This window comes from Nocardioides bigeumensis, from assembly GCF_039531755.1.
Taxonomy (GTDB): Bacteria; Actinomycetota; Actinomycetes; order Propionibacteriales; family Nocardioidaceae; genus Nocardioides; species Nocardioides bigeumensis.
Window position 1 is genome coordinate 133,848 of record NZ_BAAAQQ010000001.1, and the last position, 19,685, is coordinate 153,532.

At 68.5% G+C, this 19,685-nt stretch carries 22 protein-coding genes; 10 read left to right on the top strand and 12 right to left on the bottom strand.

All coding sequences use genetic code 11. From position 1 onward, the window contains the following. Nucleotides 1-24: 24 nt before the first annotated feature. From ABD295_RS00680 to ABD295_RS00700, 5 genes are all read right to left on the bottom strand, one after another. On the bottom strand, nt 25-513 hold the full coding sequence (locus ABD295_RS00680) for a (2Fe-2S)-binding protein (RefSeq protein WP_344301562.1): 489 nt from the start codon (nt 511-513) through the stop codon (nt 25-27). After that, nucleotides 506-2,788: a xanthine dehydrogenase family protein molybdopterin-binding subunit gene (locus ABD295_RS00685; RefSeq protein ID WP_344301564.1), complete on the bottom strand. Its 2,283-nt coding sequence runs from the start codon at nt 2,786-2,788 to the stop codon at nt 506-508. Before ABD295_RS00685 ends, ABD295_RS00680 begins: the two co-directional genes overlap by 8 nt. After that, nucleotides 2,785-3,669 carry an FAD binding domain-containing protein gene (locus ABD295_RS00690; RefSeq protein WP_344301566.1) on the bottom strand — a complete coding sequence of 295 codons (885 nt, stop codon included), beginning with the start codon at nt 3,667-3,669 and terminating at the stop codon, nt 2,785-2,787. Before ABD295_RS00690 ends, ABD295_RS00685 begins: the two co-directional genes overlap by 4 nt. 147 nt (nt 3,670-3,816) lie before the next feature. Continuing rightward, nucleotides 3,817-4,239, bottom strand: a complete 423-nt coding sequence (locus tag ABD295_RS00695; protein WP_344301568.1) for a MarR family winged helix-turn-helix transcriptional regulator — start codon at nt 4,237-4,239, stop codon at nt 3,817-3,819. Nucleotides 4,240-4,333: 94 nt separating this feature from the next. Further along, the gene (locus tag ABD295_RS00700; RefSeq protein WP_344301569.1) at nt 4,334-5,473 is read right to left on the bottom strand and encodes an FAD-dependent oxidoreductase; all 1,140 of its coding nucleotides are present in this window, start codon (nt 5,471-5,473) and stop codon (nt 4,334-4,336) included. Between the two features lie 296 nt (nt 5,474-5,769). Between ABD295_RS00700 and ABD295_RS00705 the strand changes: the two genes are divergently transcribed. From ABD295_RS00705 to ABD295_RS00725, 5 genes are read left to right on the top strand one after another with little or no spacing between them, the layout of a single operon-like run. Beyond that, nucleotides 5,770-6,660, top strand: coding sequence for a DUF6282 family protein (locus tag ABD295_RS00705; protein ID WP_344301570.1), 891 nt, complete (start codon nt 5,770-5,772; stop codon nt 6,658-6,660). Nucleotides 6,661-6,671: 11 nt separating this feature from the next. Continuing rightward, nucleotides 6,672-7,613, top strand: coding sequence for a cucumopine synthase-related protein (locus ABD295_RS00710; RefSeq protein ID WP_344301571.1), 942 nt, complete (start codon nt 6,672-6,674; stop codon nt 7,611-7,613). Further along, on the top strand, nt 7,610-8,086 hold the full coding sequence (locus ABD295_RS00715; RefSeq protein ID WP_344301572.1) for a RidA family protein: 477 nt from the start codon (nt 7,610-7,612) through the stop codon (nt 8,084-8,086). The genes ABD295_RS00710 and ABD295_RS00715 overlap by 4 nt, the downstream gene beginning before the upstream one ends. Before the next feature lie 16 nt (nt 8,087-8,102). Further along, nucleotides 8,103-9,299, top strand: coding sequence for a glycine C-acetyltransferase (locus ABD295_RS00720; RefSeq protein WP_344301573.1), 1,197 nt, complete (start codon nt 8,103-8,105; stop codon nt 9,297-9,299). Continuing rightward, entirely contained in the window at nt 9,296-10,462 is a 1,167-nt protein-coding gene (locus tag ABD295_RS00725) for an MFS transporter (protein ID WP_344301574.1), read from the top strand. The genes ABD295_RS00720 and ABD295_RS00725 overlap by 4 nt, the downstream gene beginning before the upstream one ends. Nucleotides 10,463-10,519: 57 nt before the next feature. On the opposite strand, the gene ABD295_RS00730 is transcribed toward ABD295_RS00725, so the two are convergent. The 5 genes from ABD295_RS00730 to ABD295_RS00750 all read right to left on the bottom strand — a co-directional run bounded on the left by ABD295_RS00730 (nt 10,520) and on the right by ABD295_RS00750 (nt 14,903). Then, a complete protein-coding gene (locus ABD295_RS00730; protein ID WP_344301706.1) occupies nt 10,520-11,293 on the bottom strand; it encodes an ABC transporter permease in 774 nt (257 codons plus the stop codon). Nucleotides 11,294-11,298: 5 nt separating this feature from the next. Further along, entirely contained in the window at nt 11,299-12,153 is an 855-nt protein-coding gene (locus ABD295_RS00735; protein WP_344301575.1) for an ABC transporter permease, read from the bottom strand. Next, the gene (locus tag ABD295_RS00740; protein ID WP_344301576.1) at nt 12,150-13,046 is read right to left on the bottom strand and encodes an ABC transporter ATP-binding protein; all 897 of its coding nucleotides are present in this window, start codon (nt 13,044-13,046) and stop codon (nt 12,150-12,152) included. Before ABD295_RS00740 ends, ABD295_RS00735 begins: the two co-directional genes overlap by 4 nt. A gap of 60 nt (nt 13,047-13,106) precedes the next feature. Continuing rightward, on the bottom strand, nt 13,107-14,132 hold the full coding sequence (locus tag ABD295_RS00745; RefSeq protein WP_344301577.1) for an ABC transporter substrate-binding protein: 1,026 nt from the start codon (nt 14,130-14,132) through the stop codon (nt 13,107-13,109). 486 nt (nt 14,133-14,618) lie between these two features. Next, nucleotides 14,619-14,903, bottom strand: coding sequence for an aldo/keto reductase (locus ABD295_RS00750; RefSeq protein ID WP_344301578.1), 285 nt, complete (start codon nt 14,901-14,903; stop codon nt 14,619-14,621). Between ABD295_RS00750 and ABD295_RS00755 the strand changes: the two genes are divergently transcribed. Continuing rightward, complete coding sequence (locus ABD295_RS00755) at nt 14,828-15,103, top strand: hypothetical protein (RefSeq protein ID WP_344301713.1); 276 nt, start codon at nt 14,828-14,830, stop codon at nt 15,101-15,103. The genes ABD295_RS00750 and ABD295_RS00755 overlap by 76 nt on opposite strands. Nucleotides 15,104-15,207: 104 nt before the next feature. On the opposite strand, the gene ABD295_RS00760 is transcribed toward ABD295_RS00755, so the two are convergent. Continuing rightward, complete coding sequence (locus tag ABD295_RS00760; protein ID WP_344301579.1) at nt 15,208-15,543, bottom strand: hypothetical protein; 336 nt, start codon at nt 15,541-15,543, stop codon at nt 15,208-15,210. 541 nt (nt 15,544-16,084) lie between these two features. Continuing rightward, on the bottom strand, nt 16,085-16,798 hold the full coding sequence (locus ABD295_RS00765) for an ABC transporter permease (RefSeq protein ID WP_344301580.1): 714 nt from the start codon (nt 16,796-16,798) through the stop codon (nt 16,085-16,087). Between ABD295_RS00765 and ABD295_RS00770 the strand changes: the two genes are divergently transcribed. The 4 genes from ABD295_RS00770 to ABD295_RS00785 all read left to right on the top strand — a co-directional run bounded on the left by ABD295_RS00770 (nt 16,788) and on the right by ABD295_RS00785 (nt 19,671). Next, nucleotides 16,788-17,741 carry a sensor histidine kinase gene (locus ABD295_RS00770; protein ID WP_344301581.1) on the top strand — a complete coding sequence of 318 codons (954 nt, stop codon included), beginning with the start codon at nt 16,788-16,790 and terminating at the stop codon, nt 17,739-17,741. The genes ABD295_RS00765 and ABD295_RS00770 overlap by 11 nt on opposite strands. A 252-nt stretch (nt 17,742-17,993) precedes the next feature. Beyond that, nucleotides 17,994-18,332, top strand: coding sequence for a hypothetical protein (locus tag ABD295_RS00775; protein ID WP_344301582.1), 339 nt, complete (start codon nt 17,994-17,996; stop codon nt 18,330-18,332). A 239-nt stretch (nt 18,333-18,571) separates the two neighbouring features. Beyond that, the gene (locus ABD295_RS00780; protein ID WP_344301583.1) at nt 18,572-19,462 is read left to right on the top strand and encodes an iron-containing redox enzyme family protein; all 891 of its coding nucleotides are present in this window, start codon (nt 18,572-18,574) and stop codon (nt 19,460-19,462) included. Next, complete coding sequence (locus tag ABD295_RS00785) at nt 19,459-19,671, top strand: CDGSH iron-sulfur domain-containing protein (protein ID WP_344301584.1); 213 nt, start codon at nt 19,459-19,461, stop codon at nt 19,669-19,671. Before ABD295_RS00780 ends, ABD295_RS00785 begins: the two co-directional genes overlap by 4 nt. Nucleotides 19,672-19,685 lie beyond the last annotated feature (14 nt).

Genomic DNA, 19,685 nt, shown 5'->3' on the forward strand with positions numbered 1-19,685 from the left:
TTGGGTTGACGTGAGGCGCCCGGCTCACGTGGCAGATCCGTCGCCGGCCGTCATAAGCGCGTCCTTGATGGCGCACGTCATCTCCGGGTAGCAGGCGCAGCGACAGAGATTGCCGTTCATGTGCGCGGCGATCTCCTGCGTGGACTGCGGGCCCGCGTCGAACAGCTCGAGCGCGGTCAGCACCATTCCGGGAGTGCAGTAGCCACACTGCGCGGCACCCCGTTCGGCGATCGAACCCTGCAGGGCAGCTACACGCTGGTCGGAACCGAGGCCGTCGAGCGTCTCGACGTGGGTCCCATCGGCCATCACGGCCCAGTACAGGCAGGTCGAGACCGACTTGCCGTCAACCAGCGCGGTGCAGCAGCCGCAGAGACCCACCGCGCAGCTCTCACGCACCGTGGCCTCGCCGAGCCGCCGCAGCACCTGGGACAGCGGTTCGTCCATGACCACGCCGATCTCGACAGGGACCCCGTTCAGCTCGAAGCGGACCATCTCCTGGCGGCCGTCAATCACCTGTCGCCTCCTCGATCGCTTTCAGCACGTTCTCCGGCTTGATCGGCAGATCGGTCATCCACACGCCGACGGCGTCGTGGATCGCCGAGGCGATCGCGGGCGCGACACCGAAGGTTCCCGACTCGCCAACGCCCCGGGGCACCTCGTCGCCCTCGTCTCGCACCATGTCGGCATACACGGTCTTCGGGCTGTCCTCGAACCCGAAGATCCGGTACAGCGCCAGTCCGGGGTTCAGCAGCTGGCCGTCGTCGTCGTACCTGATCTCCTCGGAGAGCGAGATGCTGGCCATCATGATCGAGGCGCCGGAGAGCTGGGTCCGAACCGACTCGGGGTTGATCGCCTTGCCCACGTCGGAGATCGTCAGCATCTGGTCGATGCGAACCACGCCCGTCAGAGAGTCGACGACCACGTCGACCGCCGTGGCCGCGCACATCCAGAACTCCGTGATCCGCTCGGACTGGCCGTTGATGTCGGGCGGGATGTAGTCGGGGGTGAACGCGCCCACGCCTGTCAGGGTCGCGCCCATCGGACCGAACCCGGCACGCAGGTACTCGATGACGCCGCCCGTGACCTTGAACGGATCGACGTCGTCGGGGATCTGGGACTCGGTGTCCATCGCGGCGGAGAGCGAACGCAGCTGGGTGCGGAGGTCATCCGCGGCCTGCCCGATGGCCTTGTGCATGTGGTTCGTCGAGCGGGAGCCGGCCGTCCCCATGTCCCAGGGCACCGAGTCGGTGTCACCCGAGACCACCTTCACCTCCTCGAGGGAGAGGTTCAGCTCGTCGGCGACCATCTGCTCGATCGCGATGGTCGACCCCTGCCCCATCTCGACCGTGCCGCAGTGGACCGTGGCACTCGCGTCGGGATTCAGCGTGATCTTGACCGTGGACGTGGTCGGGCCCATCACCGCCTTGAGCGCGATGGCCAGCCCGCGTCCGGCCTTGAGCTCGGGGTCCTCCGGCACGACCAGCGGTCGCGATTGCAGCTCCTCGACCATCCGTTCGAAGACCATGCTCGGGTCGCAGGGGCCCAGCGGGGTCCCGGTGTGGTGCACCGCGTTGCGCCTCATCAGGTTGCGGCGCCGGAACGTGATGGGGTCCAGCCCCAGCGAGTCGGCGATGATGTCCCCGTGCGTCTCGTAGGCCCACACGATCTGCGGGATGCCGAAGCCCCGGATGGCGCCGCCCGGGACCCGGTTGCTGTAGACGCCGACGCTCTCGATGTCGACCACGGGGATCTCGTACGGCCCCGCCGCGACGTTGCCGCCCTTCTTGACCATGCGCGGCCCGACGTCGGCGTACGCGCCGCCGTTCCAGATGATGAAGCAACGACGCGCGAGGATCTTCCCGTCCTCGTCGACCGCCGAGGAGATGGTGGTCGTCGTTCCTCGCCGGTGGGGCAGGTAGAACTGCTCCTCCATCGAGAACTTGATGCCGACGGGGCAACCGACGAGCAAGGCGCAGGCCATCACGATCGGCTCGGTGCGCGCATAGATCTTGAAGCCGAACCCGCCACCGAGCGGAGCGTGCCGGACTCGGATGCGCGACTCGCTCATGCCGAACATCCGCGCGAGCTGTACCCGGACGTACGACGGCATCTGCGTCTGCGTGAGCATCTCGACGCTGCCGTCGCGGTTCGGGATCGCGTACGACGACACCGTCTCGAGGGGAGCCGCAGACGCGGACGCCGTGGAGAAGCTGTGCTCGAAGACGTGCGCAGCGCTCTTCGCCACAGCGTCGAAGTCGCCGGTGCGCAGGATCGACCGGACGTAGATGTTGGGGTTCTCCGCCAGCGGCTTGAGCCCCTTGAGGTCGACGAAGTCCGCCGACGGCACGACGTCGCGGTGCAGCGCCTCGGGGTTCGCCAGGGCCTCACGATCGCCCAGCACCACCGGGAGCGGCGCGTAGTCGACGTCGACGAGGCCGGCGGCGTACTCGGCGATCCGCTGGTCGGTCGCCACGACCACGGCTACCGGCTCACCGAAGTGACGCACGACGCCGTCGCTGATCATGGGCTGGTCCCGATACCCGGTGCCGTGGTAGCCGTCGCGGGCGACGGTCATGAGGTCCTCGAAGGTGAAGACACCCAGGACACCAGGGACGTCGCGGGCCAGCTCGCGCTCCACGCTCGTGATCTGGCCGTGCGCGATCCTGGCCCGCACCAGGGCGGCGTACGTCATGCCCCGCGGCACGTCGTCGTCGGTGTAGCGGATGTTACCGATCGCTCGTTCCCACGCGTGGGACGTCCAGTCCCGGCGCAGCTGCTGCGCGGTCATCGAAAGCCCGCTCTCGGCGGGGTGACGGCCCACTTGCGGACCGCTCGGACAAGCTCCACCTGGAAGACCTTTCGTTTGTAGTCCCCCGAGGCGAGGTTGTCGTCCTTCGCCTCGACCTCGGAGTGGGCGACCTCGCGGAGCTCCTCGAGGTTGCGCTCGGTGGTGATCTCGGGTCGCTCCTGGCCCAGGAGCCACTCCTCGAGCTGTGGGAGTCGCTTGATCTTCGAGCCGAGCGCGCCCACGGTGACCGCGGCCCGGTCGATGGCACCGTCGACCTCGTCGACGTTCAGGCACAGCGATACCAGTGGCCAGTCCTCGACCAGGGTCCCCGTGAACTTGCGGTACTCGGTGAACTGTCCGGGCTGGACCGTCGGAACCTCGACCGCGACGATCACGTCGGTCGAGTCGAGCACGGTCTCGTAGTAGCCGACGAAGAAGTCGCGCAACGCGATCCTCCTGCGGCCGGCAGTGGACGCCACCACGAGCTCGGCCCCCAGGGCCATGAGGTACGTCGGCAGGTCCATCTTCGGGTCCCCGTGAGCCAGGCACCCCGCGATGGTCGCGACGTTGCGCGTCCGCACGCTCGAGATCCGGCGGAGGACGCCCGCGAGGGTCGGCAGGTGGCGACGCACGGCCGGGTCGAGCTCAAGGTCTCGCAGGGTGCACAGGGCACCGATCCTCAGGACGTCGCCAGTGAGCCGGATATCGAGCAGTTCGGTGTCGTCCGCTCTCCTCAAGCTCACGAGCGTCTCCGGTACGAAGAAACCGGACCGGGCCATCAGCATCAGGCCGGTGCCGCCGCCGATCAGTCGACGTCCGTCACGATCGGCGCTGAGCGCCCCGACGGCCTCCTGGACCGAACCAACATCAACGACCGGCATCAGCGCCACCACTCCATCGCGAAGAAATCGGTAATGTGCCCACGAGCCGTCCACCCCTGTGCATCCGGCCCATCCCGATTAGCATAGCGTGAGTTATGCATTGGTCCAAGGCCGACGAGCCTCGCCGACTCCGAGACTGACCGGCGACTAGGACTTCATCCGTCCGCTCATCTCGCGCAGCGTCGGCACGAGCTGGAGGAGCAGTGCGGCCTGGGCAGCGTCCAAAGCGTCGATGGTGACCGCGATCGCGGCGTTCTGGCGGCCACGACGCTCGAGCAGGGTGCGGATGCCCTTCTCGGTGATGGTCACCAGCCGGGCGCGGGAGTCGACTGGGTCCACGACGCGCAGGACGAGACCGGTCGACTCGAGCCGGTTGACCAGGGCGGTCATCGCCGGCTGCGTGACGGCGTTGCTCGCCGCCAGAGTTGTGATCCGCTGTGGTCCCACCTCGTACAGGACGCCCAGCACCGCAGCGGCTGAGAGGCTCAGACCCTCTTGCGGCGCCGCGTGCAGCATCGCGATCATGAACTCACGAATGCTGTCGGCAATCTCCTCGCGAGACCGCTTCACAACCACATTCCTTTATATCAGGGCCCGCGGAAGGTGGAGCCGCCTTGGCTGCACAGGCCCATGCCTTCGTGCTCAAGAGCTGGTTGCCGGCGACCTACCGCCTCGCGCCGGTGATGAGCTGCTCGTCGAAGTTTCGTCCGCGATTGCCCCAGCCGCGGAAGCCGTTGGAGCGCTGGAGCAGCTTCGATCGCACCCGGGCCAGTGGCGCCGGCAGGTTGTGCGAGAGCCGCTCACGGAACAGCGACCACCGCTGGATCCACTCGGTGTCCGGACGCGCGGTGGCCTCCCAGGCGCGCAGCGCGTCGGGAACGCTGTCGTGCACCCCGAGGGCATCGACCATGAGCCGGGCATTGCGCAGTCCGAGCGTCGCGCCCAGGCCGAGCGACGGCGGAACGGCATTGAGGGCATCACCGACGATCGCCACCCGGCCCTTGGACCACGCCTTGGGCTTGACGTAGGGGTAGCGGTCGTGACGCGCATCCTGGACCTGCGACAGCAGCTGGAAGATCTCCTTGTCGACGGCCGGGAAGAGCCCGCCCCAGTAGTCCGGGTCGATCGGCACCTGGGTGGCACGGCGATCGGACTCGCGGGAGCTCATGTACACGTAGGTCTGCCCGCCACCGATGGGGATGATGCCCATCCGGGTTGCCGGCCCCCACCACTCCTCCAGAACCGTGCGGCCCGATGCCTTGTCGTAGTCGATCAGCAGTCGCGTCGCGCCATTGCTGCGCTGGACCTTCTTGTCCGTCAGCCCCACGGACTCCCGAACCGCGGAGTGGAACCCGTCGGCGCCGACCACCAGGTCTGCGTTGCGCGACTTCCCCCCGGCGAGCAGCAGGACGCCGTCGGCTGTCGCCCCGGTGACCCGCGAGTTCGTGAGGACCTCGACCCCTTGTGCGTCGGCCTCGTCGGCCAGCATCTTGATCAGCACCTGGCGCCGAATGGCGAGCTGTCGGTACGCGCCGGCCAGCGCACGGTCAGCCAGCACCTCGCCTGTGTGGGAGAGCGCTTGCGAGGCGTCGAGGTCGACGCCCGCAGCGAGGATGCGGTCCATGAGCCCGAGGTGCTCGAACACCGAGCACGCACCCTGATGGAGCGATATGCCGGCACCGATCTCCCGGACGGCGTCGGCCTCCTCGTGCACCGTGACGGACCACCCCGCCCTCCTGAGCAGCAACGCCGTCGACAGCCCCACGAGTCCTGCGCCGCCCACTTCCGCGTGCTTCTCCGACACGGGTTCCTCCAGGAGTTCTCAAGACGTTCGGCCGTGCCGACCGGCACGCGATATGCATACTAGGCATTATGCATCGGCGTGGTCAACGGCGCCGAGCGGCACGACGCGGCCTGTGTTGAGGCCAGCAACTCAGCGCGACAGATTCATAACTTGACCTATCTAAACCACCCCCTTAGGGTCTGGCGCACGGTCGTGTGACCAGCGCGCCGGCCCCACTACGCGAGTCCTGCGGAGGAATCTGTGTCGGAGAGACGTCCTGCGGTTGCCAGAGCCGGTCAGTGGATCGAGGGAGCGCCGTGCTGACCCTGGAAGGCGTCATCGACCTGCACGTGCACGCAGCGCCCGAGCTGTTCGCACGCGTGGGGGACGCGATCACGATGGCGGAGGCAGCCCGTAACGTCGGCATGGCCGGACTCCTGCTGAAGGCGCACCACGAGTCGACCGTGACCCGCGCCTACTACGCGAGCAAGGTCGTCGACGGGATCGACCTGTACGGCGGCCTGGTGCTCAACGAGTTCGTCGGCGGGTTCAACCCCCGGGCCGCGGGTGCGGCGCTCCAGCAGGGCGCCCGCATGATCTGGGGACCGACGATGCACGCGGCGCACCACGTCGACCACTTCGGAAAGGGCACGTATGGCGTCGGCCACATGACCCTCGCACCAGAGCTCGCCTCTCCGGGGATCAGCTGCCTGGCCGCCGACGGCAGCCTGCGCGCCGAGATGCGCTCGATCATCGAGCAGGCGGCGAAGGCCGACGTGACCATCGCGACCGGCCACTTGGGCCCGGCCGATGTGCGCGCCCTCGTGGCCGAGTGTGCCGTTCAGGGCGTGCGCTGCCTCCTCACCCACGTCTACTTCCTGGACAAGTCGGAGGACTTCCTGCTCGAGATGGCCGCCCAGGGCGCCTTCCTGGAGGTCTCGGCCTCGGTGTCCTTCCCGCTAGAGCACTACCTGCTGCGCAACGACGGCGGCGGGATGATGCTCGAGGACGTCGCCAGCCTGGTGGAGAAGGTGGGTGCGAGCCAGGTCGTGATCTCCAGCGACTGCGGTCAGATCCACAACTCCTCGCCCACCGAGGCGCTGCGCTCCTTCCTCAACGCCGCCAAGGCGGTCGGCATCCCCGAGGACGACATCGTGACGATGACCCGGCAGACACCGCGCGTGCTGCTCGGGCTCGAGCCGGCCTGAGGCGAGGAGTCGTGGGAGCCGACATCACCATCACCTGGCCGGAGCTCGACCGCAGCGTCCGGGCCACCCTTGCCGAGTCCGAGAGCCCGGAGCTGGTCGCAGAGTTCAGCTCGGCGATGCCGTTTGGGGTCGTGCAGTCGCACCCGGTGGTGTCCGGGAGCTCGGTCACGATGTGGCTGCCTTACCTCAGCAAGGCGCCCACGCCGGCGATGGAGTCCATCGTCGACGCGCCGATCGGGAGGATCCGGTTGTCCCAGGGCACGGGGAGCAAGATCTCCATCCAGTACGGACCGGGGCTGGAGCCGGCCAAGCAAGCGGTGCTCGGTCAGGTGCACGAGGACGACCTGCCAATGCTGCCCGAGGTAGGACGCCGGGTGTGGGACAACCTGTTCTGGCTCAAGCAGCCGCTGAGCGTGCACTTCTCCGCGCCCGACGGCCCAGACGCGCCGCCCTCCCCCGCGCCATTGCAGAGCGAGGTCGCTCAGCGGATGTCCGACGCCGCCGACGCCATCCAGCTAGACGAGCCCCAGGACGTGGCGCGGCTGAGGACCGGCCAGGTGCCCGACGCCGGCAGCTTCGGACAGTACTTCTCGGTGTGGGACGCCGCCCACGGCCTGGTCCGCGACTTCGTCATCAACACGCTCTACCCGATCTACGCCGCGCTCCTGCGAGACGGCGTCGCGACGGCTCGCACGGCGTACGACGTGGTGGGCACCAAGTACCACTTCACCCTGGGGTACCACGGGTGGATCGAGCTCTCGAGCTTTGCGCAGGAGTTCCACGAGGTCTTGTCCAACCAGGACGACGCGGCATCGATCCAGGAGGTGCTGGAGCAGCTGCTGCGCTACGGAAACGCCCTTTACGCCTGGTCCCACCAGTCGTTCCCGTGGTACGTCGCCATGAACTTCCCGCTCCCTGGCGCGGGTCCGGTCGGTGGACGGTGGGTCCTGTGATCGACCCGGCCGAGGTGCTGCGGCGGCTCGAGGGGCGAGGTCTCACCTGGCCGGCCGCACCAGTTCCGCCAGGGCACTACGTGGCGGCGTTCGTCCACGGCGACGTAGCCGAGACCGCCGGCCACCTGCCCTTCACCGGCGACGTGGTCGCAGTCACGGGCCGGCTGGGCGATGGCATCGATCTCGCCGCCGCGGTCCGGGCCGCCGAGATCGCGACGGTGAACGCCTTGTCGTCGCTGGCCGACACCATCGGCGGACTCGAGAGGATCGTGCGGATCGTGCGGCTGCGCGGCTACGTCGTGGCGACGCCAGACTTCGGCCAGCACCACCTGGTGACGAACGGGGCCTCGGACCTGCTGGGCGACCTGTTCGGGGACGCGGGCGCCGGACACGTGCGGGCCTCGGTGGGGATCACCTCCCTGCCGTTCGACGCCCCGGTCGAGATCGAGCTCAGCGCCGTCATAAGACCCTGACAGGACGAGGACAGCAATGACGTCGAGTGCCGAACGCTTCGATGCCAGCATCAACGAGCGGCTGCACCAGCTGCGTGCCGCCGGCACCTACAAGCACGAGATCATTATGGAGGGTCCGCAGTCGTCGACCGTGACCACGGTCGCCGGGCCGATGCGCAACTTCTGCGCCAACAACTACCTCGGCCTGGCCTCCCACCCGGCCGTCGTCGAAGGCGCACGGCGCGGATTGCAGGAGCGCGGTGTCGGCCTGGCCTCCGTGCGGTTCATCTGCGGCACGCAGGACGAGCACCGGGCCTTGGAGCAGGACGTGGCCGGGCTGCTGGGCTACGACGACGCCATCCTCTTCGGTTCATGCTTCGACGCCAACACCGGCCTCTTCGCCGGGATCGCGACCGAGCACGACGTCATCATCAGCGACGAGCTGAACCACGCCAGTATCATCGACGGCATCCGACTCTCCCGGGCTCGTCGCTCGGTCTACCGGCACGGTGACGTGGCGGACCTGCGCCACCGTCTTGGACAGGCCCGCGACGAAGCGCATCAGCTCTTCGTGGTCACCGACGGGGTCTTCAGCATGGAGGGCCACCTCGCGCCGCTCCCCCAGATACTCGATGTCGCCGAGGAGTTCGGGGCGGTGGTCGTGGTGGACGACTCCCACGGAGTGGGGGTCGTGGGCGCGAAGGGGTTCGGCACGGTCGACCTGTACGGCGCCCAGCCCCGGGTGGCGATCCAGACCGGAACCTTCGGCAAGGCCCTGGGCGGTGCCTCCGGCGGCTACGTCGTCGGCTCCCGGACCGTCGTCGACCTGCTGCGGCAGACCGCCCGCCCGTACCTGTTCTCCAACGCACTCGCCCCCGCAGTGGTCGGCAGCGCTCGAGCGGCCATCGACGTTCTCACCCACAGCCCGGAGCTGGTCCGACGGCTGCACGAGAACGTCGTGTGGTTCCGGGAGGCGATCGCCTCCGCGGGGTTCAAGGTCCTGTCGGGCGACCACGCGATCGTCGCGGTCATGGTCGGCGAGGAAGAGCGAGCGGCGCAGCTCGCCACTCGGATCCGACAGGCCGGGGTCCTGGTCGTCGCGTTCTCCTACCCGGTGGTGCCGCGAGGTGAGGCCCGGATCCGCGTCCAGATCTCCGCCGACCACAGCCGGGCGGACCTCGAGGCCGCGGTCGGCGCGTTCCGGGCTGCCAACGAGGAGTTCTCGATCGTGTGAACGCCGGTGCGCACCAGGGCGCCGGTCAGCTTCGGCTCGGTGTCGTCCTCACCCTGGCGATGGGTGTGGGACCACTCGTCATCTTCACCCTGAGCTCGCTGGCACCCGAGCTCGTGGTGGACCTGAGCGTGCAGCGTGTGCAGCTGGGCATCCTCGCCACGGTCGCCTACCTGGCGGCCGCCCCGCTGTGCCTGATGGCCGGTCCGGTTCTCAGGTGGCTGCACCCCACCACGGTGCTGTTGATCCTCTTCGGCCTCGCCGCGATCGCCTTAGCGTTGATCGGCGGCGCCCGATCGTGGTGGTGGTTGTGCAGTGCCGCGTTCCTGTCGGGCGTGGTGCAGTCGATGTCGAACCCCGTCACGAACCTGCTGATGTCGACGACGCCGGTCCGGAGGCGAGGCTCGCTGATGGGGGTCAAGCAGGCCGGCGTACAGATGGGACAGCTGTGCGCGGGGATCGTGGCGCTCGCGGCACTGCTGGTGTCGTGGCGCGCGGCCGCGCTGGCCACGGTGCCGATTTGCCTGCTGGGGTTGGTGCTGACACTCGGACTACGGCGTACCCATGGTCCGCCCACCGTGGTCAGCGTAGGTCCGCGCGGACTCCCGCGCGCGGCCTGGTGGCTCTTCGCGTACTCGTTCTTCGTCGCCATCGCGGTGCAGGCCTCCAACGTGTACCTCCCCCTGTTCGCGACCGATCGGATCGGGCTGACCTCCGCGGTCGCCGGGTCCACCATGACGCTGATCGGCCTGCTCGGGATCGCGAGCCGGATCGGTTGGGGGCGTGCGTCGGACGGCGCCCGCCCCGCGTCGTCGTCCTTGCGAATCCTGGCCGGCACGTCGTTGCTCGCTGCCGGAATCTTCGGGCTCGCGAACGCGACCGGGAATCCGGTCGTCCTGTGGACCGGTGTCGTCGTGCACGCCGCCGGCGCCATCGCGGCCAACGTGGTGATCATCCACGCGCTGATCACCATCGTGCGTCCCGAGCAGGTGGCCGCAGCCTCTGGCTACCAGGCGCTAGCGCAGTACCTCGGGTTCGCGGTCGGGCCCTTGAGTTTCGGTCTCCTCGTCGACCGGGCCGATGGCTACGCGGTGGGCTGGTGCCTGGTCGCCATGGGGTACGTGATGGCCCTGACCATCGCCCGCTTCGCCGCGATCGACCGCTGACCACGGGTCGCGCCGTGGTTCGCGGCGACGAAGATCGGCCACGCTCGAGCGGGTGGGTCAGCTGCTGGGCCGCAGCCGGCCGGCAACCCACCGCTCGAGGGCGTAGACCAGGCCGACAGCGACGAACCCGAGGAGCGCCACGTAGAACGTCAACGCGGCGAGCTTCACGAACTGGAAGTTCCCACTGGCCGTCATCATCATCAGGCCGAGGTCATCGGTCGCCAGCAGCAGCTCTGCCGTGATCGCGCCGGCGAAGGCGCTGGCGACGCTGATCCGCAACCCGACGAAGGCGTACGGGAGCGCGAACGGGATGACGATCCGGAGAACGGCCGCCGGCTTTGAGATGCCGATCGTCCTCGCCAGCTCGAAGTACTGGGTCGGCACCGCCTGAACGCCCTCGGCGGTGTTCATCAGGACGCTGAAGATGCAGAACGTGACGACCAGGAACACCTGCGAGCCCATGCCGAGTCCGAAGTACATGCCGATGATCGGGATGAACATGGTCATCGGCGTCGCGTAGGCGGCATTCACCCAGGGGCCCACGACCTGACGGAACGTCGAGGACAGGCCGATCAGGAGTCCGAGGACCGACCCGAGAACGCCCGCGATGAGGAAGCCGAGCAGGGCGACCGCGGCCGTGCCCAGGGTCGGGCCGACCAGCTCCCCAGAGGCCAGCACGGCCCTCAGCTCGGAGGCGACCTCGGTGAACGGCGGCACCGCCAGGGCACGGCCGGTGCGGCCGTAGAGCTCCCACGCGATGAAGAAGACGACGATCGCCGCGGCGATGCGCCATAGGCGTCCTGAGGCGAGCCGCGTCGCGACCGAGCCCATCGCGCTCACGACGCCTCCCCGAACGAACCAGTCACCGCCATGCCACGATGCCGCCGGACCCGCCGCTCAAAGACGCCGAGCAGCGAGTACGACGCCACGGCGGTCAGGCCGATGAGCCCGGCCAGCGCGAAGTACTCGGGCAGCTGGCCGTAGGAGACCATCGCCTCGAGGAGACCGCCAGTGGAGTAGGCCGTCCACAGCTCGGCGAGCAGGATGCCGTTGAACGCCATGCCGAGTCCCAGTCGGATTCCAGCGAGCACGTAAGGGAGGGACCCGGGGATCAGCACGAAAAGGAGCACCCTGATCCGTGAGATCTGCAGCGACCTCGCCATCTCGTACAGCGGCCCGTTGACGACCTCCGAGGCGCCCTTGGCGGTGTTGATCAGCGGGAAGAACACGGCGAACAGCAGGACCATGACGAAGCCGAACGTCGCCCCCACGCCGAAGGTCAGGATCAGCAGGGGCAGCAGCGCCGGGCGGGGCGCCATGTAGATCCCGTAGGCGTAGGGGGTGAGGACGTCGTTCCAGACCTTCGATGCCCCCATGAGTGCGCCCGCTGGCAAGGCGATGGTGCAGGCGATGACGAAGCCGATCATCATCCGGCCCAACGTGTGACCGAACTCGACTGCGTATCCCTCCGTGACCAGGGGCGGGATGCCGTCGACGACCACGGACTGGACGGTGGGCAGCAGGTCCGCGCCGACCGAGGCGGCGGTGGCCTGCCAGGCGGCAAGGACCAGGAGGATGACGGCGATCCGCAGCGCCCACACCATGGTCGACGGGTCCCGGCCCCGAGACCTGGTGCTCGACCGAGGCGCCACCCGCCGCGACGTGACCTGGCTGGCATCGCTGGTCGTCATGCAGGCCCGCTCCTCGACCGCACGTAGGAGCTGGCCTTCGAGATCTCCGCGGTCAGCAGGTGCCAGATGTGCTCCTTCATCTCGGCGAACTCCGCGGTCGCCTGGAGCGCCTCGTCCCGCGGGTGCTCGAACGGAACCTCGACCGTCGCCGCGATCCTGCCAGGGTTCGCGCTCATCACGAAGATTCGGTCTGCGAGCAGAAGCCCTTCCTCGATGTCGTGGGTGACCAGGATCCCGGTCCGCTCCCCCTCCTGCCACAGCCGCACGACCTCCTGCTGGAGGAAGCGCCGGGTGAGAGCGTCCAGCGCCCCGAAGGGCTCGTCCATCAAGACGACCGACGGCTCCCTGGCCATCGTGCGTGCCAGGCTAACGCGCTGCTGCATGCCGCCGGAAAGCTGGTGCGGATAGTGCCCGGACCACTCGGCCAGGCCCACGACCGACATCCAGTGCTGGCACCGTTCGCGCTTGACCGCCTTGGGAAGCTTCAGGCTGTCCAGTCCGAACATGATGTTCTCCTGGACGGTCTTCCAGGGCAGCAGGTTGAACTGCTGGAAGACCATCCCGATGTCGGCACTCGGACCGGAGACGTCCCGCCCGTTCACCCGGACCGAGCCGGTGTCGGGCTCGAGCAAGCCGTCGATCACCCGGAGGATCGACGACTTGCCGCAGCCACTGGCGCCAACAATCGCGCAGAACTCACCTTGCCGGACGGTGAAGTTGACGTCGGCGAGGATCTGGCGACTCTCGCGACCGTGCGTGAACGTCTTGCCGACTCCACGTAGCTCAACGCAGTCGAGCGCCTTGTCCTCGCGCTGCGCCTCACCACCAGCCGCCGACCCTCCGTGCACCACCGGTTGGACAGTGCTCTGGCCCGTCTGTCCGCCTGCGGTCATGCGTTCTGGCCCTTCTGGTCCTCGGTGCGCGGTCCAGCCCTGTGTCGTGACGGACTGGCCCTACTTGCTGTCCAGCAGTTCGAGCGCGTCCAGGTAGGGCTGCTCGGCGATGACGTCATCGTAGGTCAGCTCCGTCGCGATCAGCCCGCTCTCGATGGCGTAGTCGATCACGGGCTCGACGATGTCCTGCTCGAGACCACCCGTGCTCGGCCACATGGCCGGCGTCTCGTGCGCGGTGTTCCACACGGCTTCGACGATCTCGTCGGTCGGCTCACCCGTGGCGTACTCGCTGACGGTCTGCTTGTAGAGGTCGAGGTCGGCGGAGATCCTGCCGTTGGCCTCGAGCACCGAGGCACAGAACTTGGCCGCGGTGTCGGGGTTGTCCTCGAGCCACTTCTCAGTGGAGACGAAGGAGAGGTAGACGGTCGGCGAGTCGGTGAAGGAGGACAGCACCGTCACGTTGTCCGCACCGAACTTGTCCTGGAGCTTGGGCACGTCGTAGTCCCACACCGCGCCCACGTCGGCGTTGCCCGCGAGCAGCGCGGACAGCCGCTGCTCCTGGTCCTCGACGATCGTGGTGTTGGGCAGGTCTTCACTGGTCTTGTCCAGACCGGCCGCCTGCATCGCCAGGCTCATGAAGTAGTCGTTCGGGCCGCCGGGGCTCTCGACGAGAACGCGCACCGACGAGTCGAAGAGGTCGTCGATCGTGGTGACGTCCGCGTTGACGCTCACGATCTGCCCGCTGGTGGTGCCCTGGACCGGGCAGAAGGTGCGCAGCTGGTCCTGCGTCTCGCGCGCCTTCAGGAATCCGATGAACGCCGCCGACGTCGCCGAGATCTTTCCGGACAGGAGCAGCTGGAGCGCCGACGGAGTGTCGTTGAGGACCTGGAGGTTGTCACGGTCCGTGCTCAGACCGAAGTCCTCGCCCGTCACGAGAGGGCCGACGTAGGGGGGAAGCTGCGGCGGCACCAGCGGGGACGTGACGGCGTACTTCACCGTCTCGGAACCGTCATCGTCGCCGGTGCTGGCACTGCCGCTGCCGCAAGCAGCACAGAGTGCGAGAGCCCCGACGCACAGAGCGCTCACGCTTGCGCGCCTGGTCCGGCGAGCCGGCCCACGAAAGGACTTGGTCCCATTCCTGAAGGTTGTGATGAGCATAGTTGCGGTCGCTTCCACTCTGTGAGAGTTGATGGGTTCCCCGTCGTCGGGGCGATCTGGCAGGGGGTTTCGACGACCTCGGAGCGAGCCTGCGCCCCTTCCGAAAGGTCCTGCGGATCGAATGACTGCGGAGCCCACCGTCACTTGATCCTGCTCACGGTTGACTACGGTTCGGTGCCGTTCGCCGCCGCGAGACGCTGCGCATCCTTCTAGATCACATGCGTTATATAAGCGGCTATATTCATCCCCTGTCAAGGGCTGTCGTGATTGCTTTTGCGTCGCCCGTAACTCGGTCGAGGTCGGCCGAGACAGAGTGTGGCTGGGGCCGAATGTCGCCTGGTAGTCGCGGGCTCCGAGGCAGCCCTCGAGGCGCGCCACCTCTTCGACGTTTTGCGGTCCGAGGAGAACCGCGGACTAGGCGAGCTGGTAGGACGCACTGTCGAGACGGACGACCTGCCCCGTGTCCAGTGCGACGGCTGTCGCGGCCAAGAGGTCGTCGAGCTGCCCACTCGACGTGGCAGAGACCAACGGTGCTGTCACCGTTGGACGGTGCATCAGCCAGGCCCTGGCGATCGCGGCGGCCTTGACATCGTGCTCGAAGGCGATCGCGGCGCCTTGACATCGTGCTCGAAGGCGATCGCGGCGGCCGTGACATCGTGCTCGAAGGCGATCTCGTCGTCCTGGTAGTGCACCGAGCACAGGTCGATGTAGTCGGTGCCGACCCGGCGCAGCGACTCCTCGGCAGCATCGGCACCGTTTTCGCGGACAGCCCTTCCAACGGCGGATGGCTGCCGCACCTCGTCTTCACCACCAGCTCGGCGCGGTTGTTCCGGTGGTTCCGAGTCTCATCGGCGTGGCCAAATCTTCACCGCACCGGCGCTCGGATGCGCGGTCGGTAGGGCGGACGGCGGCTCCTGGCCGGGTCATGGGTGCCCTCCTCGATGGCTCATGGGGACGACGCCAAGCACAGGACTCCGACATCCAGGCAGATGCCCCTGGCTGCTCACGCGCCCCCCACTGGGAGGGTAACCAGGCTGGTGGGGCCCGCACCTGTCGTCACGTGCACGTCGAAGGTGACCTCGGTGGCACCGGCGGGGACGGCTGACGGGAGCGGCAGGGTTGCAGAGGACTCCTCCGCCAGGTCGATGGGGATCGTCCCGAGCTTCCGGTGTGCTGCCGTCACGACGATCGTGCCTGCGCAGCCCTTGTCCCCGGTGCCGCAGGTCAGCTGGAGGCCGGCTTTGCGATCGCCGTTAGGAGTGATGGTCGTGCTGGTGAACGAGAGGAGCGACGGGAACACGATGCCGGTGGACGCGTGTCGCCGCGGGGGTCGAAGCATGCGTCGAACTCGAACACCGGGTTGGTGACCTCGCCCCACTGGTGTCGGTCATGGTCACGAAGCCCGTGAGCTTGCTGGGCCCGCTCGCGGTGTAGCAGTCGTTGCTGTGCACGTTGAGCTCGAACTTGCCGTACCCCTCGTTCGGCATGGGGACCTCAGGGTCGGTCCAGTTCACCAGGCACACCCAGTCGCCACCAGGGCCGACGTCTGTGTTCTCGGCGCCGGCCTTGTCGCACATGGCCTTGGCGTGCAGCGAGGCGGCTGAGTGTCGCGGCCCTTGATGTGCGCCTGGTCCACGTACAGGTTGGCGAAGGTGTTGGTGAGCGAGCGCTCGAGACGCGGTCGGGTGACGGTGCTGCCGGTGTCGCTCGTGGCGACGACGACGGAGCCGAGCGCGAAGACCGCGACGAGAGCGGCCAAGAGGGAGAGGATGGTTCGGCGCACGGCAGTCAGCCCCCGGTGATGTCGCGTCGGCGGAGCAGGACGAAGGCGGCGCCGAGACACACGGCGCACCAGACGACGCTGGTGACCAGCCCGTCCCTCAGCGTTCCGGCGAAGCCGGGATCGGCGAGCAGGCCGTGCCAGGCCTCGAACGGCGTCGTGAGCAGGAAGGGTCGGGTGGGTTCGACCCCACCGAGGGCCCCGACCAGTTGCATGACCATGCCGATGACGACGGGGGGGCGATCCCGACGGCGGGATTGCGGGACCACACCGAGAGCAGGATCGCGAAGCAGGTGAACCCGAGCATCGGAGGCAGCATGCTCGCCCAGCTCAGGGCCGTGAGCCGCAGCGCCTCGGCCGCAGGGATGCTCTGGCCGGAGAGCCCGATCAGGGGCTGGTGCCCGACGACGAGCAGGCTCGAGGCGATCGTGACGGCCGCCAGCACGACCAGGACGAGGACGGCGAACTCGAGGGCGGCCATCGCCTTGGCGGCGAAGAGACCACCTCGGCTGGTGGAGCGCGTCAGGACGGTCTTCCAGGTGCCGTGCTGGTCCTCGCTGGCGAAGATGTCGCCGGCCACGACGGCAGCGAGCAGCGGCAGGACCCACTGCGCGGCGAAGCCCAGGATCAGGAGGGCGAGCGCGAAGCCGTTCACGGTGGCGAACCGGTCGAAGAGCGTGTCCTTCGGCGGCCTTGCCTGACCGTGCAGGACCACCACGACGACGATCGGCAGCACGGCAGCACCGATGAGCACCGCCTTGGCGCGGTACTGCGAGCGGAGCTTGCGCACCAAGCTGGTCGCCGTGCCCTTCACCGCCCACGACGGTGTCGACGCCGTCGTCGTGGTGTCCGAGCGTCTGGCGCCGCACGAGGACGCCGAGAGGTATACGCTGATCGTCAGCCTGTTGACCGGCGCGCTGGCGACCGCCGCGGCAGCCACGATCGCCGCGTGGGTCACCACACGAGCCCTGCAGCCGGTGTCCGAGATGGCCAGGACCGCCGCCGACTGGAGCGAGCGCGACCTGTCCCGACGGTTCGCCATGGGCACCCCCACGAACGAGATCACCGGCCTGGCGGCAACCCTCGATGGGCTGCTCGACAAGGTGTCGGCCGCCATCAGGTCCGAGCAGCGGCTCACCTCCGAGCTCGCCCACGAGCTCCGGACGCCGCTCACGGCCCTGCAGGGCTCCGCCGAGCTCGCGCTGATGCAGAGCGACCTGACGCACTCGCAACGCGAGACGTTGGAGGAGATCGACATGGCTGCGCGACGGATGGCCTCCACCATCACCACCCTGCTCGAGGTGGCCCGGTCGGAGGCGACCGTGATGGACGCGGCGTCCTCCTCGATCGCCGACGTCGTCAGCACCGTGCTCGACACCGTGCCGCTCGAGCAGCTCGAGCAGTTCGAGGTCGACGTCGAGGTCGACGACCAGCGGATCGCTGCTCCGGCGCGGATCGCCGTGCGTGCTCTGGCGCCGGTCGTCGAGAACGCCGTGCGCTTCGCCGACCGGCACATCAGCATCCGGAGCGTTCCGTCGACGTCGGGCGACGTGGTGCTGCTCGTCGAGGACGACGGCCCCGGAGTGGCTGGCGACACGCAGGACCTGTTCGAGCCGGGCAAGACCTACTCAGGAGGGTCTGGTGCCGGGCTCGGCCTGAGCATTGCCCGGCGGATGGCGCGCAGCGCCGGCGGTGAGCTGACCCTCGTCAGTGCCGGTGCGCCGACCCGGTTCGAGCTGCGCCTGCCCCGCGCCTGAGACCGCGTGGGTCCAGGTCGCCGCTGCACCTGAGTCGGACCTACAAAAGTATTAGTTGCCACGGGCACGGGTACCGGTCCCGCATGTTGACCGTCCTGCTCGTCGTCGCCATCCTCGCCGCGATCGTCGTGAGCTGTCGCCCCCTGCCCAAGCGCCTCTCGGCGAGCCGTCAGGGACGCAGGGTGCCGGCACATCGCGCCGCTGGCCGGCGCAGCTGAGACGAGGCCGGCTCCTTCGGATCGGTATCCGTCGATGACGAGAAGAAACGGTCTCCGACAGGAGCCGACCAGTCCCTACGACGACGTGGTCCGCCACGCGCGCATCCTGTCGATGCTGCCCGGCCTGGCCGAGGACGGTGCCCTGACGCCCGAGTGGACCGCGTGGCTCATCAGCATGGACGAGGTTCTCGAGCGGGCCGAGATCGCCGCCCGCGATGACTCCGTGGACCTGTCGCTGGCGTTCCGGAGCCTTCGAGAGGACTTGAACAGCGCGGTAGCCGGGAGCGGCGCACAGCTTCACATCGACGTGGAGACGGCCGAAGTGGTGACGATCCGGGCCGCCCAGCTCGCGACCCGAGGTGACACGGTGTGATGTCTCGGTGACCTCTGTCGGCGCCAGCACCTCGTGGCGTCCGCGGACGCAGGTGCCCCCACTCCATCTCGGTGCTGAACCGGCCCTCTTCGAGGGTGACCGGGACGCCCAGCCACGGCGCGACGATCCAGGTCTGCGAGCTGCGGTCGTTCCGGCTCGCAGGCGACGACACGGGGTACCTCTGAGAGGTGTTGACACCCAAACCCCGTGGATCGCTGAGCCAGTGCCTGTTTCAGGCGATGGTGTCGGGCGAGGTCGACGTGGCCCTGCCCGCCGGCGCCGACGCGGACCACGAGGACCGGCAGATCGCCCTCTGGGCGTTGTACGAGCTGCACTACGGCGGCTTCGAGGACGTCGACGACGATCTGGAGTGGCACCCGACGCTGCTGACGCTGCGGCACCAGCTGGAGGGTGTCTTCCTGGCGGAGCTGCGAGAGCGCTACGTGGCGCCCGAGTCCACTGAGCCGTTCGCCGAGCAGCTGTTCGCCTACATCGCGGGGATCGACGGTCCGTCGCTGGCGCGCTTCGTCCAGCGCAACGCGACGCGTGACCAGGCCCTCGACGTCCTGCGTGCGCGGTCGGTCTACCAGCTCAAGGAGGCGGACCCCACCACGTGGGCCATCCCCCGCATCTCGGGGGCGGCGAAGGTCGCGCTCGTCGAGCTGCAGTACGACGAGTACGGCGCGGGCGTCCCCGACAAGCAGCACTCCCACCTGTTCGCCCAGGGTCTCGCGGCTTGCCGGCTCGATCCTGCGTACGGCGCGTACGTCGACGACGTGCCGGTGGAGGTGCTCGAGCTCAACAACGGACTCAGCTTCCTGGGCCTGCACCGCAGGTGGCGCGGCGCGGCGATGGGCTTCCTGGCGGCGTTCGAAGCGACGAGCTCGCTGCCGGCCCGGCAGATGGCCCAGGGTCTGCGACGGCTGGGGCTCGCCGAGGAGATGGCGTACTACTACGACGAGCACATCGAGGCCGACGCCGTGCACGAGCAGCTGGCCGTGCGCCAGATCTGCGCACCCGTGGTCGCTGAGCACCCCGAGCTCGTCGACGACGTGTTCTTCGGGGCGTTCACGTGCGTCGACCTCGAGAACAGGCTCGCGCAGGCGCTGCTGGACGGCTGGGCCGCATGAGCGCTGCGCCTGGCCACCAGCAAGGCCGCGAGTCTCCCGACGTGGTCGTCTGCCCCGACGGACCGCTGCTGCTGCGTGGCGACCACCTCGTCGAGGCGGCCGACGGCTCCCGTCACCGCACGACCAGGCCGGTCAGCGCCATCTGCCGGTGCGGCAAGACCGGCCGGTCCCCGTGGTGCGACGGGACTCACAAGCTGTTGCGCGGCTGAGGCAGCGTCGAGAC